Source organism: Asaia sp. BMEF1 (genome assembly GCF_051628905.1).
GTDB lineage: Bacteria > Pseudomonadota > Alphaproteobacteria > Acetobacterales > Acetobacteraceae > Asaia.
Genome location: NZ_CP157575.1, coordinates 1,242,401 through 1,257,166 on the forward strand (window position 1 = coordinate 1,242,401; position 14,766 = coordinate 1,257,166).

Annotated in this window: 10 protein-coding genes; 8 read left to right on the forward strand and 2 right to left on the reverse strand. The window is 59.8% G+C overall.

Annotated features, from left to right (window positions below):
* Nucleotides 1-3 precede the first annotated feature (3 nt).
* A complete protein-coding gene (treY, locus tag ABHV46_RS05330; RefSeq protein ID WP_438383373.1) occupies nucleotides 4-2,640 on the forward strand; it encodes a malto-oligosyltrehalose synthase in 2,637 nt (878 codons plus the stop codon).
* Nucleotides 2,641-2,743: 103 nt separating this feature from the next.
* Here treY and ABHV46_RS05335 read toward each other — a convergent pair whose 3' ends face one another.
* Nucleotides 2,744-2,980, reverse strand: a complete 237-nt coding sequence (locus tag ABHV46_RS05335; protein ID WP_336944701.1) for a hypothetical protein — start codon at nucleotides 2,978-2,980, stop codon at nucleotides 2,744-2,746.
* 398 nt (nucleotides 2,981-3,378) lie between these two features.
* On the reverse strand, nucleotides 3,379-4,782 hold the full coding sequence (locus tag ABHV46_RS05340) for a PLP-dependent aminotransferase family protein (protein ID WP_438383375.1): 1,404 nt from the start codon (nucleotides 4,780-4,782) through the stop codon (nucleotides 3,379-3,381).
* A 269-nt stretch (nucleotides 4,783-5,051) separates the two neighbouring features.
* On the opposite strand from ABHV46_RS05340, the gene ABHV46_RS05345 reads away from it, so the two are divergent.
* The 7 genes from ABHV46_RS05345 to ABHV46_RS05375 all read left to right on the forward strand — a co-directional run bounded on the left by ABHV46_RS05345 (nucleotide 5,052) and on the right by ABHV46_RS05375 (nucleotide 14,694).
* Nucleotides 5,052-6,245, forward strand: a complete 1,194-nt coding sequence (locus tag ABHV46_RS05345; protein WP_438383377.1) for an acyl-CoA dehydrogenase family protein — start codon at nucleotides 5,052-5,054, stop codon at nucleotides 6,243-6,245.
* A 71-nt stretch (nucleotides 6,246-6,316) separates the two neighbouring features.
* Entirely contained in the window at nucleotides 6,317-7,747 is a 1,431-nt protein-coding gene (locus ABHV46_RS05350; protein ID WP_438384271.1) for an NtaA/DmoA family FMN-dependent monooxygenase, read from the forward strand.
* Entirely contained in the window at nucleotides 7,744-8,970 is a 1,227-nt protein-coding gene (gene ssuD / locus ABHV46_RS05355; RefSeq protein ID WP_438383380.1) for an FMNH2-dependent alkanesulfonate monooxygenase, read from the forward strand. The genes ABHV46_RS05350 and ssuD overlap by 4 nt, the downstream gene beginning before the upstream one ends.
* Entirely contained in the window at nucleotides 8,967-10,391 is a 1,425-nt protein-coding gene (locus ABHV46_RS05360) for an FAD/NAD(P)-binding protein (protein WP_438383384.1), read from the forward strand. The genes ssuD and ABHV46_RS05360 overlap by 4 nt, the downstream gene beginning before the upstream one ends.
* Nucleotides 10,388-11,875 carry an MFS transporter gene (locus ABHV46_RS05365; RefSeq protein WP_438383386.1) on the forward strand — a complete coding sequence of 496 codons (1,488 nt, stop codon included), beginning with the start codon at nucleotides 10,388-10,390 and terminating at the stop codon, nucleotides 11,873-11,875. Before ABHV46_RS05360 ends, ABHV46_RS05365 begins: the two co-directional genes overlap by 4 nt.
* Nucleotides 11,876-12,058: 183 nt before the next feature.
* Nucleotides 12,059-14,299, forward strand: a complete 2,241-nt coding sequence (locus tag ABHV46_RS05370; RefSeq protein WP_438383388.1) for a TonB-dependent receptor family protein — start codon at nucleotides 12,059-12,061, stop codon at nucleotides 14,297-14,299.
* Nucleotides 14,300-14,523: 224 nt separating this feature from the next.
* Complete coding sequence (locus tag ABHV46_RS05375; RefSeq protein WP_438383390.1) at nucleotides 14,524-14,694, forward strand: hypothetical protein; 171 nt, start codon at nucleotides 14,524-14,526, stop codon at nucleotides 14,692-14,694.
* Nucleotides 14,695-14,766: the final 72 nt, after the last annotated feature.

A 14,766-nucleotide genomic window follows, 5' to 3' on the forward strand; every position in this document is an offset into this window, starting at 1 on the left:
TAAATGAAACCCCTTCCCTTCACGGCTACGCTTCGACTTCAATTCCATCGCGAATTCACCTTCGATCAGGCAATTTCCCTTATCCCCTATTTCAGAAAACTGGGAATAAGCCATCTTTATGCTTCGCCGCTTCTGGCCTCCACACCCGGCTCAATGCATGGCTATGACACGATCGATTGCCATCGCATCGACCCCGAACGTGGCGGGATAGACGGGCTGCGCCGTCTGGTGGCCAGATTGCGTCAGGAAGGCATGGGACTGATCCTCGATATCGTGCCCAACCATATGGGGGTTGGCCCCGATAATGGCTGGTGGATGGATGTTCTGCGGCTCGGCGAGGATAGCGCCTATGCGCAGCATTTCGACATCGACTGGCGACCGTCCGATAAGAGCCTGCATCACAAGGTACTTCTCCCTTTCCTCGGCGCGCCTTTGGGAGACGTCATCCAGTCCGGTGAACTCACGCCTGGCTTTGACGCAGCGAGCACTCATGCCATGCTGTGTTATGGCGAACAGCGTTTCCCGCTCTCGCCTGAAAGCACAAAATCGCTCCTCGAAGAGGCGGGGCACGACAATGCCCAGCCGATCGATGCTTCTTTTCTCGATACTGCGTCAGGGGCAGACCTCAAGGGTCGGATCGCAGCCTTGCTCGACCACCACACCAAGTCGGGTCGGGCACGCCTGCGCAGCTTGCTCGAAGCCCAGCATTATCGTCTTGCCTGGTGGCGCGTGGCGGGCGATCTTATCAACTGGCGCCGCTTTTTCGATGTGACCTCCCTCGTCGCGCTGCGTATGGACCGACGTAACGTGTTCGACGACGCGCATCGCTTGGTCTTCGACCTTTATCGCGAGGGGCTGATCGACGGTCTGCGCGTCGACCATGTGGATGGTCTTGCACGCCCGGCGGAATATTGCTCGCGCCTGCGCGCACGGCTCGACGCGCTGCGCCGCGAACGCCCCGAGCCTTTGCAGGAACAGGCGCCTTTCTTCATCGAAAAAATTCTGCAGCGAGGCGAAATACTGCCGCTCGAATGGCCCGTTACAGGTACGACCGGCTATGATTTTCTCGAACAGGTCGATCTTCTTCTCCACCATCCCGACGGCGAAGCGCCGATCACCGAACTCTGGTCGCTCTTTGGTCCAGCCGATTTCGAAGATGTCGAGCAAGTCGCCCGCCACGAAAAGCTGGACACTTCTTTCGCCGGTGAATTCGAGACGCTGGTGACGTTGCTGGCAAAAGAATTTCCGCAGGAGTGCGATCTGACGGCCCATGCTCTGGGTGCCGCCATGCGGGCATTGCTGACAGCGTTCCCGGTCTATCGCAGCTATTTTGCCGATGGGGGCGATTCCGGTGCCGATTTCAGGGCAATCGATCGGGCGCGTCTCGCCGCGCAGCACATGCTGCCCGTTTATCAGCACGATGTTCTCGACCGGTTATGCCAGTATCTTGCCGATGCGCGTATCGACACCGCAGAACGTCAGGACATCCTTGAGCGTTTTGAGCATTTGACGGCACCACTTACCGCCAAGGCTGGTGAAGACACCGCCTTTTACCGCTATGCCCGTCTGCTTTCACGCAACGATGTCGGATGCAGCCCTGACAGGTTTGCCGCCCCGGTTCGACAGTTCCACAGCCTGAACAAGGAGCGTCTCGCCACACATCCTCAGGCGCTGCTGACCACAGCAACCCATGACCACAAGCGAGGAGAGGATGGCCGCGCAAGGCTGATGGTCTTGAGCGAGCCGGAGGCAGAGTGGCCGCATACAGCCCGTCACTGGCTGACCCAGACACTGTCTTTGCTCGAAAAAACCTCTCATGGGTCATCGCCAGTCCCGGCGGATGCGTATTTTATTTTCCAGACGCTTATTTCCTCCTGGCCGCTTGAGAAAAGTGAGATGGCGGACTACCCGGAGCGTCTCGAGGCCTACCTCACGAAAGCACTGCGCGAAGCAGGCGAGCGAACGGGGTGGAGTAATCCCGATGAAGCCTATGAGCGGGCCTGCCTGGCATTTGCAAAGAACTGCGTGGCCGGCGATTTCCATACGGATATCACCACTTACATTAACCGGCTTGAAAACAGCGCCGCTCTCAACAGTCTGGCGCAAACACTCCTGCGTATGACCAGCCCCGGCGTACCGGATCTCTATCAAGGGCGAGAAGGATGGGATTTCAGCCTTGTTGACCCTGATAACCGCCGGCCCATCGATTATACGAAGCTGGCGCAGGATCTGGAAAAAGGCACGAACTTCGTCGAAAGCTGCCGCAACTGGAAAACCGGGCGTGCCAAGCAGGCCCTTATTGAGACGACACTCGGCTTGCGCCTGAGAAAGTCCGACCTCTTCGAAAGCGGGCGCTATCTGCCCCTGACCATCACGGGGCCGCTTGCCGAGCATATTGTAGCCTTCGAGCGTGAAAGCCCTGCAGAGGCGTGTCTCGTTATTGTGCCGCGTCTGACCATGGCGCTCTCGCCCAATAATGATCTGACGACCACCGATAGCGGGTGGGAGGCCACCGCCATCGTTACGCAGGGCGGGTGGAAGAGCCTGCTTCATGACGGGGTGACGCATGAAAGCGGCAATTTCTCGCTTGCCTATCTCGACAAGCGAGTGCCTATCGACATTCTGGTCAGACAGAACTGACCGACCCCAGCCTGAGGCTTGAGCGGGGAATCAATGAGAAAGGCGCCAAAAGATATGGCGCCTTTACCCCTCAATACTACGGCTCGGGTAGCGCCCCCGCTTCTCAGGAAACGCTCATATTATAGACGGCATACATGGCCCAGAAGAGCGTGCCACCCAATGCCCAGTAATTCGTGTGGAAATGGTCCTGCATGTCGACCGATGTGCCTGCAACGGCCCAGGCCAGGCAGACATGGAACATGAGCACACCCACGACCATGGCGATCATGCGATAACGGAGGCGCTTTTGAGCGGATGCTTCCTGTGCGGCCAGTGAGGGATTGGCGAGTTCTGCGTTCATCCTGTCTCTCCTTAAGAGAGGCGTCTGCGGTGGATGGTGCGTCCGCGGCGCCCTGCTTATTTAGCAACGCCGTTTGCCTTTCATGTCCGGCTTTAAGAAATCCGACTGGGGCGAAAGCGGCTGGTGCCCTACTTTATGGGAAGTTCTGACCATTGACGCAAGAAATTGTATGGATAACAAAAACCATACAATAAAAACTTTTATGCATTCACAATGGATTTAACCCATACAAATACATACAATTTTGGTTTTAATCGAAATCAATTTACCATATCTCGCTCAAGCATCTGTTTTTAAACAGATATATCCTCTCTTTTTCGTGATTGCCCAGCGAGGGCGTTTCACATGAATTCGCGGTAAGAAACGCTTCCGGTGGTTATTCCGCCACTCACTGCCCTTCAGACCACATCCGAAAAACCCTCTGCCGGGCGATATTCCAGCACGGAGCGTAGACTGGTCAGAGAGTCCCGCAGTTCGGAAAGACCCGACGCGCTTCCAAGCGCCACACGGACGGCCGCGGGCGGATCGCCGCTGACGGTGAAGACCGAGCTGGGCACGAGTGCCAGACCCTGACGGCGAGCAAAAGCCACGAAGTCGGCGCTGCTCCACCATTCCGGAAGGGATAGCCAGACATGCGGGCTCGGCGCCCTGTCCGGCGCCCGCTCACCCAGAATTTGACGCATGACCGCATGACGCTGCGTCAGCTCATCACGAACGCTACGTAGGCAGTGCTGCGCGAGACCTGTCTCAATCCAGCGTGAAACGATGGCGTCGAGAATACCGGCCTTGGCAAGACAGATCGCCCTCACCCCTGAGGTAATGCGCCTGGTCATATCCGCACCGGGCAACACGATATAGGCCGTGCGCAGACCAGGGCTCAGAACCTTCGACATTGTAGCAACGTAAATCACGCGGGTCGGGTCGAGCATGGCCAGCGTCGGCGGCGGGGCCTTGAGCAGAAGGCTGTACGGGTCGTCTTCGACAATCGTGATCTGATAACGCCGTGCAATGGCCAGAATGGCCTCTCGACGGGGCACTGACCATGTGGCGGTCGTCGGATTCTGCAACGTCGGCGTACAGTAAAGCACCCGCGGGCGATGGCGGGCGCAAAGCTCTTCGAGTGCCTCGGGGACCATCCCCTCTTCATCCTGCTCCACCCCCAGAAGCACATAGCCGAACTGGGCTGCGATCGAGCGTATGCCGGGATAGGTATAGAGATCGGTCACGATGGTCTCGCCCGACTTCACGAGCGAACTCATGATGGCCGAAAGGGCCACCTGGGCGCCGGGCACGATAAGCATCTCACTGGCGCGACGCCTGCCCAGAACCGGCAACAGCCATTGCATGCCCAGTTGCCGGTCCTGCAACGTACCGCCCGTCACGCGATACGACATGAGCGACTGCGCATCCTGCTGCCTAAAAATTGCGCCGATTTCGCCCTGGATCATGGCCTGAAGACCAGGATCCTGAGGCAAGGGCGGTGAGTTCATGGTGAGGTCGAGAACGCTGCCCCCCGCCGCACGCCACGAGCCGCCGCCCGCATTGATCTTGACGAAAGTGCCGCGACCTATGGTGGCGTCGAGCAGACCACGCTTTTGCGCTTCGGCAATGGCACGTGTGACGGTGCTGAGATTGGTGCCGATGCGGGCGGCGATCACGCGTTGAGGCGGCAGCTTCTCACCTTCCTGCAATTCGCCCTTGCGAATGGATTGCGCAATGGCTTCGACGATCGCGAGATAAAGCGCGCCCGTATCGCGGCTGATCGCGATTTTCCATCCTTCGAGACAGGCCTCGGCCGCCATGCTGCATTCCTCTCGCTCAGCGCGTAACCCGCACTTCTAGCGTCCCTTGACGCAGCCCGAAATGGCCGTGTTGCCACAGACGTCGGCGAACCCGAACCGATTGAGGCCGCGCCCTCAGCTAAGTAAATTAAACTAATATTTTTAGTGGTTTTTATAAACAACATGATTCGCGTTGACATTAGCTCACATATTGATTTGTTATAAATATGTAATAACGTTTTCTAGATGTGGAATATTCCCCGGTCCATGTTTCAAAGGGATGACACTCGATGAGTTTCACAGAAATTTTTAGCGATATAGGCAAAGGCGCCTCCGAACGAGACCGAAACGGAAAACGTCCTCATGATGCCGTTTCGACTCTTGCTTCCGCCGGTTTCGGTCGGTTGCGTCTCGGCAGGGAAGAGGGTGGTTACGGGCTGACCCTGTCGGAGAGTTTCGTGCACCTGCGCGAACTGGCGCGGGCGGATTCGAATCTGCCCCAGATTTTCCGCGCTCATTTCGCCTTTGTCGAAACACTGCGGGCGGGTCTGCCTCAGGCCGAAGCTTGGCAAGGTCTGATCAGGGAGAACAAGCTTTTCGGTGCCGCCATGGCCGAGCGCGGCAATGAGACCAGCGTGACGACCGCAGTGACCCATGGCCCGAACGGTCTCGTACTCAACGGGCGGAAATATTATTCCACCGGCACGCTCTATGCAGACTGGATTATCGTCTGGGCGACATTCGGCGGTGACAGGGTGCGCGTATTGGTGCCTGCCACGGCGACGGGCGTGACAAGGCTGGATGACTGGGATGGTTTCGGCCAGCGTCTGACCGGCAGCGGCACGACCCTGTTCGAACAGGTCGCCCTTACCCCAGATCAGATCGTCGAGCGTGCGCCTGCCGACACGCCTCCCAGCCAGCCTTTTCTCGGGGCCTATTACCAGCAATTCCACAACACCACGCTGGCAGGTATCGCTCAGGCCGTGCTGCAGGACGCGCTCACTTTCGTTCGCCCCCGCGAGCGCGTTTTCGGCGTGCCGGGCAAGGTCAGCCAGAGGCATGACCCGATCGTACAAAGCGTGGTCGGGCGCCTGTCTTCTCTCGCCTATTCCACAGCCGTTCTGGCAGATCAGGGCGCACGGGCGCTCGAAGCCATCGAGCCGCTATTCCTTGCTGGCGCCCATGATGACGATGCCATCGAGCAAGCGCAGGAGCAGATCTTCAAGGCGCAGCAGATCATCACCCAGCAGACACTCGAAGCCGCCACGACGCTTTTCGAGGTTGGCGGCGCCTCTGCCACTTCCGAAACCCTCGATCTCGATCGCCACTGGCGCAATGCCCGAACCCTCGCCTCGCACAACCCGGCAGCGCAGCGCCAGCGCGAACTCGGCGATGTCGCGCTGAACGGCACACGTCTCTGGACACCCTATCGCGACGGTTTGCGCCGACTGGCCGAAAGCCGCCGCACAGGAGAAGCCGCATGACCCTTTCCTCGCGCCAGCCGGCTCATACTCAAACCGGCCCCCGCAAGACCCTGCACGTCAACCTCTTCGAGATGGCCTGTGTGAGCCATATCGTGCACGGCATGTGGCGCGAGGAAGGCAATAACCGCCATCGCTTCGGTGAGATGGCCTATTGGCTGGACACCGCCAGACGCGCCGAAGCCGCCGGAATGGATGCGATCTTTCTGGCCGATGTGATCGGAATTTATGACCGTTTTGGCGGGCTCGATGCCTCGCTGCGTCTGGGGCTGCAAATCCCCAATCTCGACCCTCTTTCCCTTATTCCGGCCATGGCCGCAGTGACGGAAACGCTCGGCTTTGCCGCGACATTCTCGACCACCTACGAGCCGCCTTTCTCCTTCGCGCGTCGCATGAGCACGCTGGACCTGCTGACCAGCGGGCGTGTCGGCTGGAATGTCGTCACCTCCTATCTGCCCAATGCCGCCCGTAATTTCGGACTCGATGGCGAGCTTGAGCATGACAGTCGTTACGACCGCGCCGATGAATATCTCGACGTTCTCTACAAGCTCTGGGAGGGAAGCTGGCACGAAGACGCAGTGATTCAGGACCGCGCATCAGATCGCTATGCCGACCCTTCCCGCGTGCGGCACATCAATCATGAAGGCGCGCATTTTCGGGTGGAGGGGCCGCATCTGGTCCAGCCGACGCCCCAGCGCACGCCTGTGCTGTTTCAGGCAACCGGCTCCGCACGCGGCCTGAAGACTGCCGCCCGTCATGCCGAGGCGATTTTTATCGGCGGCCGCACACAGGATGAAGTGCGCGCCCATATCGCCCGCACGAGAGCAGAAGCCGCCGCTCAGGGCCGCGATCCTGCTGCGCTGAAATTCTATGTGATGGCCGGGCTGATTGCCGGACGTACCGAAGAGGAGGCGCAGGCCAAACTCGCGCGCTATCGGCAGTATTACAGCGTCGAAGGCGCCCTCGTACACGCTCAGGCCGAAATCGATCTGCGCCAGTTCGATCCGTCGATCACCATCGGTCAGGCACTGGCAGAGAGCGGGCGCAGCCTTGGCAATATGGGGCGCCGCTTCGGCACGGAACTCACCGTTGGCGCGGCTCTGGAACAGATCGCAAGCTTCGATGAAGGACGGTTTTTTGCTGTCGGCACGCCGGAGCAGATCGCCGATGAGCTTGAGATCTGGCTCGATGAAGACGGGATCGATGGCATCAATCTGCGCCAGTATCACAGCTTCGAAACGCTCGATGATTACGCTTCTCTCATCGCGCCTGAATTACGGCGCCGTGGCCGCCTACCCATGCCTGCGAAACCCGGCGAAACGCTTCGCCATCGCCTGACAGGGCGCGACCGCCTGCCGGATAGTCACCCTGCGGCGGCCCATCGCGCGAATTTTGCGACGCCCCCGGTACAGGCCGCCTGTCGGGAAACAGCCCTCCAACCCGCGGCGACCCAGCCGATAAACGCCCCCAATACGAACACCCTAAGAGAGAGCGCCCTGTCATGACCACGATCCCGTTCAACGCTGTCCATGAAAAAACCGTTTCGGGTGGGCTTCCCTCCGGAGAGAGCGCTCCAGAGAAGATCAACGTGCTGTGGTTTCTGCCAACCCATGGCGATAGCCGCTATCTCGGCACCAGCGAAGGCGGAAGGGCGGTCGATCTGCCCTATCTGCAACAGATCGCCCGTGCTGCGGATTCACTGGGCTATTACGGCGTTCTGCTGCCAACGGGCCGAAGCTGCGAAGATAGCTGGGTCGTAGCCTCGGCACTCGTCACCTCGACCGAACGTCTTAAATTTCTCGTTGCCGTGCGTCCGGGTCTGCAATCGCCAACCCTGGCCGCACGCATGACCGCAACGCTCGACCGGCTTTCCGGTGGGCGGCTGCTCATCAATGTCGTGACAGGAGGCGACCCGCGCGAGAATGGCGGTGACGGGCTGTTTCACGATCATGCCACGCGCTACGCCATTACAGACGAATTTCTAGACATCTATTCGCGCCTGCTGCGTGGTGAGACCATCGCCCATGAGGGGCCACATTTCCGTATCGAAGACGGGCGCCTGCTCTTCCCCCCGCATCAGGAAAACGGTCCCCCACTTTATTTCGGCGGCTCCTCGGATGTCGGCATCGATATCGCCGCGCGACGCGTGCAAAAATACCTCACTTGGGGGGAACCCCCGGCACTGGTGCGCGAAAAGATCAGCCGCGTGCGCGAGGCAGCGGCGAAAGCCGGGCGCGAAGTCAGCTTCGGCATACGCTTTCATGTCATTGCCCGCGAGACCACGGCAGAGGCCTGGCAGGAAGCGAATCGCCTGATCTCCAAGCTCGATGACAAGACCATTGCCGAGGCGCAATCGGTTTTCTCGCGTCTCGACTCCGTCGGGCAGGCCCGTATGAGCGCGCTGCATGGCGGCCGTCGCGACAAGCTGGAGATCAGCCCCAATCTCTGGGCCGGTGTGGGCCTGGTGCGCGGCGGGGCAGGTACGGCGCTGGTAGGCGACCCAGCGACCATCGCCGAGCGTATGGACGAATACAGACGAGCCGGCTGTGACAGTTTCATTCTCTCCGGCTATCCGCATCTCGAAGAGGCCTATCGCTTCGGAGAACTGGTCCTGCCGCTGCTGCCCACCGCCCACCCCGTGCGCGTGTCGCCGCAGAGAAGCAATATGGGGCCGTTTGGCGAAACCATTGCAGGCAGCCACCGACCGAGCCGGGTTTCCTCCTCATGACGATCGAGAACAACTTGCCCGTTCCGATCGTGATCATCGGAGGCGGCGCGACCGGCGCGATGGTGGCGTGGCATGTGCTCCGCCAGCGCCCCGATCTGGGGCGTCATGGCGTGACCCTTGTCGAGCCGCGTGAGCAGCTCGGCGCGGGACAGGCCTATGGCACTCGTGACACCCAACATCGCATCAACGTGCCCGCTTCGCGCATGAGCCTGCAAACGGCAAAGCCGGGCGATTTTCGCGACTGGCTCGATCTCGACGCGCTGGCGGCCATCGACCCCGATGCTTTCCTGCCATCGGGCGACCTCTATCCATCGCGCGCGCTATTCGGTCATTATCTGACGGCGCGGCTAGCCCCTTATCTGGAAACTGGCAGGCTGCGCCATCTACGCGGCACAGCAGAGAGCGTGACGCGCGAAGGGCAGAACTGGCAAATTGCGGTTAGCGACGGCTCGTCTCTTCTGGCGCAACGACTGGTGCTTGCCACGACGCATCCCGCGCCGTCCCTCCCGCACCCTCTGGCGCCATTGGCCCAGGAGCCGCGCATTATCGGCAATCCCTGGCGCGATGACGCCCTTTCTCGCATCGCTCCTCAGGATCGCGTTGCCATCATCGGCACGGGTCTCACCATGGCCGATATCGTGGCTAGCCTGACGGCGCGTGGCCATGAGGGCGAGATTCTGGCTTTCTCCAGACGAGGCCTGCGCCCGCGCGCTCACGCCCCGCAGGCTTCGGCGCTCTCGGACATATTGAGGCTCATTCCCTCCCCGACGGCGCTCGGGCTGCTGCGCCGCATCCGCTCCGCACTGCGCGACCATGAGGATCTCTACTGGCATGAGATCATCGACGCTGTGCGCAAACAGGGGCGCAGCCTTTGGGGCGCGCTCGACGTAGCCGAACGTCGCAGGCTGATCCGCCATCTCCGCCCCTTCTGGGACGTCCATCGCTTTCGTATCGCGCCTCAGCTGGATCGCATCCTCGAAACACGCCTTAGCGAAGGACGTCTCACTCTCAGGGCCGCACGTCTCCTTTCCGCCAATGCCGTGACAGGTGGGATCGAACTGACGCTGAAGCCTCGAGGCGGTCAGGAAGAAACGCTTGTCGTCGATCATCTGGTCAACACGACAGGTCCCGACCATGCCGGGATCGTGCATCGCACACCCTATCTGCAGACTCTCGCTGAGGCGGGGCTACTTGAAGCCGATCCCGTGGGGCTCGGCCTTCATACCGGGCCCGATCATCATGCGCGTGTCGGCACACGGAGCATCCCCGATCTGTTGATCGCAGGGCCACTGTCACGCGGCCAGTTCGGCGAATTGATGGGACTGCCCGAAGTGACGGAGAACGCCCAGTCAGTGGCAGGCACCCTCGCAGCGCTGGTGCCGCAAAACCGATATGTTTTCTCAGACGAGGTGCGCTCATGAGTGCCCTGCCCCCTCACCATACCGCCCGCCCCGTCATCCGCACGGCCGATGATATTGCCGCCCTCGTCAATCAGGGGCCGACAGGCAGGGGACATGCGAATATCATCGTCATGCTCGCGCTGGGCGGTGTGTTTCTCGATGCCTATGATCTGACAACCCTCTCTTATGGCATTGGCGACGTGCAGAAATATTTCGGCCTTTCGGGGTCCGAAACCGGCATGGTCGCGGCAGCCATGAGCGCAGGCACGATTATCGGCAGCCTGTCGGGCGGATGGTTGACCGATCGTATCGGGCGCTATGCCGTTTTCATGGCCGATATGGCCTGCTTTGTGATCGCCGCTCTGGTCGCCTCGGCGGCTCCCACGGCCAGCATTCTCATTCTGGCGCGCTTTGCCATGGGGTTCGGCGTCGGGATGGATCTGCCTGTCGCCATGGCTTTTCTTTCTGAATTCTCGAAGCTCTCAGGCAAGGGCAGCAAGGCCGGACGCGCTGCTGCGTGGTGCCCCACCTGGTATGCGGCGTCTTCTGCCTGCTTTCTGATCGTCTTTGCACTCAACGCGATCGTGCCTGCCAGCCATCCCGACTGGCTGTGGCGTGCCTCTCTGGGATTCGGCGCCGTGCCTGCGCTGATCATCATTCTGGTGCGCAGCCGCTATATGAGTGAATCGCCGATCTGGGCGGCACGTCATGGCGATCTGGAAAAAGCCGCCAGTATCCTGCGCAAGACGCATGGGATCGACCCGATACTCCAGATCACGGTCGTACCCCCGCGTGCCGCCTCTCCCGGTCTTCTGGCTCTGTTGCGCGCGCCATTGCTACGCCGCACGATTCTGGTGATCGGCATGAAGATCGTCAGCGCCACGTCATACGCCGCCATCGCTTTCGGCGCGCCGAGCCTGCTCAGCACCATGCTGCATCTGGACCGCACACAGGTGCTCATCGTCTCAATCGCGCTCAATCTGGTATTCGCGCTGAGTGGCGGCTTTCTGGGTGTGCGTCTGACCCGCTCTTTCGGCTCCCGCCCGATCACGCTGGCCGGTTATGCGCTGCAATGCTTCGGCATTCTGCTTCTCGCGCTCATCGGCACGCCGCATTCCACGCTCGGCATCGTACTGGTCATCACGGGGTTTGCCGCCTTTCTGTTTGCTCAGGGTTTCGGGCCGGGCTGCCAGCAAATGGTCTATCCGACACTCAGCTATCCGACCGAACTGCGCGGCACAGGCATTGGCTTTACCAATTTCGTTGCCGGGTTTGCCGGAACGCTGAGCATGTGGGTGCTGCCCTCGGCCTTTACCTCGATGGGGACCACGATTTTCTGGGTCATCCTGATCGCGCCGGTCGTTGGTATTGCCCTGCATCTCCTCCTGCGCTGGGAAGTGTTCGGCTACGATGCCGATAGCGACAAGACGCTGCAACGCGCCCTTGATGTCTCCCGCACCTCACTGCAACGCGAGACGCTCTGCCCGTCAGAACACAGCGTGTGAGTCATTTTTGCAGCGCTGTCATTCTTCCGACTGACTGCGCCCTCTTCAGCCGAAACAGATCCTAGCCGGAAAGAACTGACATGATGAAAAACGACGCCTCCCCAATTTTTGCCGCCCGGTCACGATGTTCGTCCGCGCCTTTCCCCATGGTTTTTATTTATCGCTCGAACGGACATCGACCCAATGAAACACCGCCACCGATCTGACTTCCTCTCCCCCCGACGCGCCTTCCTCAGCGCCAATTCGCTGGTGCTTCTTACCGGCATGAGCCTGCTTCCCCATAAAGCTGCGTTTGCCGCCGAGTTGGCTTCGAAAGACGGCAGTAAGACACGCCACGCCGCATCGAACCGTGCAGCGACGGCGCCCGCCAATTCGGCGGCCAACAGGCCCGTCCCGACCCCTTCGGCTGAATCCATTACCGTGTCACAACAGCGCCTTTCCCCTGCTGCTGCGGCCACCCGCCAGCTCGATACTGTGCCGGGCGGGGTATCGGTGATCAATTCGAAAGAGGTGCTGCGCAGCCGCAATTTGACCAATGCCGATATTCTGGCATTCCAGCCGGGCGTTTTTGCTCAAAGCTCAGGCGGCGGCGACGGGCTGCGCCTTTCCATTCGCGGCTCCGGGATCCAGACCGGCACTAATTATTTCCGCTCGGGCATATTGATGATGTTCGACGGGTTGCCCGTCACCACCCCCGCAGGCACGCCTTACGAACTCTTCGAGACGCTCGGCATTCAGTATACCGAGGTGCTGCGCGGCGCGAACGCGTTCGATTATGGCGGGCTGCAGCTTGGCGGGGCGATCAATTATGTCGCGCCCACAGGTTACACCGCCGATCATTTTCAGGCACGCGTCGAAGCAGGCAGTTTCAATTACAACAAGCAGCAGATCAGTTCTGGCGCGGTCATCGGCAAGTCCGATTATTATATCAGCATTACCAAATCCTATCGCGGCGGCTATCAGGCCCAGACAGCGGCGAGCAGCTTTGGCGTAAACGCCAATTATGGCTATCGCTTCAACGACAATGTCTCGACACGACTGTTCTTTCGGTATCGCCAGACGCAGAACGGCTATCCCGGCTATCTGACGCGTGACCAGATCGAAACCAATCCCAAACAGGCGCAGGCGCTCTACGCCACGCTGCATGGTCATCGCATCCAGCCTGGCAGCAAGTTCTATGGCGATATGACCACCATACGCATCGATGACAAATCGAAGCTCGAACTCGGTTTCGACTATCAGGATGCGCCAATCGATATCCAGAACACGGCAACCGCCCAGCGCTGGGGATACAAGACCGTTGCAGGCGTGGTGCGCTACAGCCGTAATGACAAGCTCTGGGGTCATAAGAGCGAGACACTTTTCGGCGTCGACACCTATAGCGATCTGGAAGCCTGGCAGACCAACCGCTCACGCACCACCACCGGGCTTTATGCGAAAATCCCGTTTGGCACCGTGTTGCGCCATTCGGATTACGGCGGAACGGATAATTATTTTCATATACGAAACAATTACGAGCTTTTCCATAATTTCTGGCTGACTGCCGCAGGTGCCCTCGATTTCGTGCAGCGCTCGATGGATGTCGCCTATCCCACGACGAGCTCGGTCAGTACGTCAGGGTTCGGTTTTACACCGCGCGGTGGGTTTCGCTATGTTATTTCCCCCCATGCTTCAGTCTACGGCAATGTGAGCCGCAGTTTCCAGCCGCCCAATGACTGGCAGCTTCTCTCAGGCGCGCTTTACACCTCCGGCCCGGCGCAGGGACTCAATGCTTCGGGCGTGAAGCTGGATAACCAGACAGCCACGACCTATGAAGTCGGCACGCGCGGCGACTGGAAGAATAATCGCTGGAGCGTCTCCTATTATTACTCCGACGTTCGCAACGAGTTGCTGACGGTGATGACGCCGCTCTCACAGCTCTACGGCGCAACGACTTATTCAAATGCCAGCCCGACGACACATCAGGGCGTCGAAGCTTCGCTAGAAACCGATCTCATCAAATGGTCAGGCGGCAAGCTCGGGCTGAGACAGTCCTATACCTGGCAGGATTTCCATTTCAAACATGACGCCGTCTTTGGCCGCAACGCACTGCCCGGCATTCCGGCCCATTTCTATCAGGGCGAGATACGCCTCGATCTGAAGAACGGGCTCTATGCCAATTTCAATACGCAGGTATCGTCGAAAGTATCAGGCTCATATGACGACACGTATTTTGCGCCGTCCTATCATATCTTCAACACGACCATAGGCTATGACTGGCCGCACAAGCATCGTCAGGTTTTCCTGTCGTTCAATAATCTCGCCAACACCCACTACGCCTCCATCGTCGTGCCGGGCTACATCGCCGCGGGCAAACAGCTAGCCGCCTTCCAGCCCGGCGACGGGTTTGGTGTGTTCGCCGGGGTATCGGCGGGGTTTAACTGATCCGGGATGCGACATCGCGGCGCTTCCTCTCGGGGAAATTACCAATCGGGGCGGTCATGAGCCCATGCCGCCCCGATACCCTGTTTTACACGCACTCGCGTGCGCCACATCTGGCGTCCATACGCTCCCTCCGATTGAATTCATGCAACGGTCACACACCACTGCCAGCGAATCCTTTATCGAGGCGCCGTAACCCGACGGCCTTCTAAAAAAGGAGCAGGTCAATGGACTATCAGCCTCAGCACGAAACCCCTGCGGCTCCCTCGGATCGCTGGCGCCAGACGCTCGTCGCGGCATGGCGCGAGCATCGTCTGACTGCCATTTCACTGCAATCGCGTCGTGGCGCGCTGATGGCTCTGGACGAAGAGACGCTGCGCGACGATGATCGCACCTGAGCCACAAGTGGCTGGTCTCTCACCTATCCGGTGCCTCTTTCGGTGCTTGGAGAGACCGGCGCTTTATCTTCT

Excerpts from the sequence above, each read along its gene's own strand:
- treY (WP_438383373.1), top strand. The coding sequence starts at position 4 with ATGAAACCCCTTCCCTTCACGGCTACGCTTCGACTTCAATTCCATCGC.
- ABHV46_RS05335 (WP_336944701.1), bottom strand. The coding sequence starts at position 2,980 with ATGAACGCAGAACTCGCCAATCCCTCACTGGCCGCACAGGAAGCATCC.
- ABHV46_RS05340 (WP_438383375.1), bottom strand. The coding sequence starts at position 4,782 with ATGGCGGCCGAGGCCTGTCTCGAAGGATGGAAAATCGCGATCAGCCGC.
- ABHV46_RS05345 (WP_438383377.1), top strand. The coding sequence starts at position 5,052 with ATGAGTTTCACAGAAATTTTTAGCGATATAGGCAAAGGCGCCTCCGAA.
- ABHV46_RS05350 (WP_438384271.1), top strand. The coding sequence starts at position 6,317 with ATGGCCTGTGTGAGCCATATCGTGCACGGCATGTGGCGCGAGGAAGGC.
- ssuD (WP_438383380.1), top strand. The coding sequence starts at position 7,744 with ATGACCACGATCCCGTTCAACGCTGTCCATGAAAAAACCGTTTCGGGT.
- ABHV46_RS05360 (WP_438383384.1), top strand. The coding sequence starts at position 8,967 with ATGACGATCGAGAACAACTTGCCCGTTCCGATCGTGATCATCGGAGGC.
- ABHV46_RS05365 (WP_438383386.1), top strand. The coding sequence starts at position 10,388 with ATGAGTGCCCTGCCCCCTCACCATACCGCCCGCCCCGTCATCCGCACG.
- ABHV46_RS05370 (WP_438383388.1), top strand. The coding sequence starts at position 12,059 with ATGAAACACCGCCACCGATCTGACTTCCTCTCCCCCCGACGCGCCTTC.
- ABHV46_RS05375 (WP_438383390.1), top strand. The coding sequence starts at position 14,524 with ATGGACTATCAGCCTCAGCACGAAACCCCTGCGGCTCCCTCGGATCGC.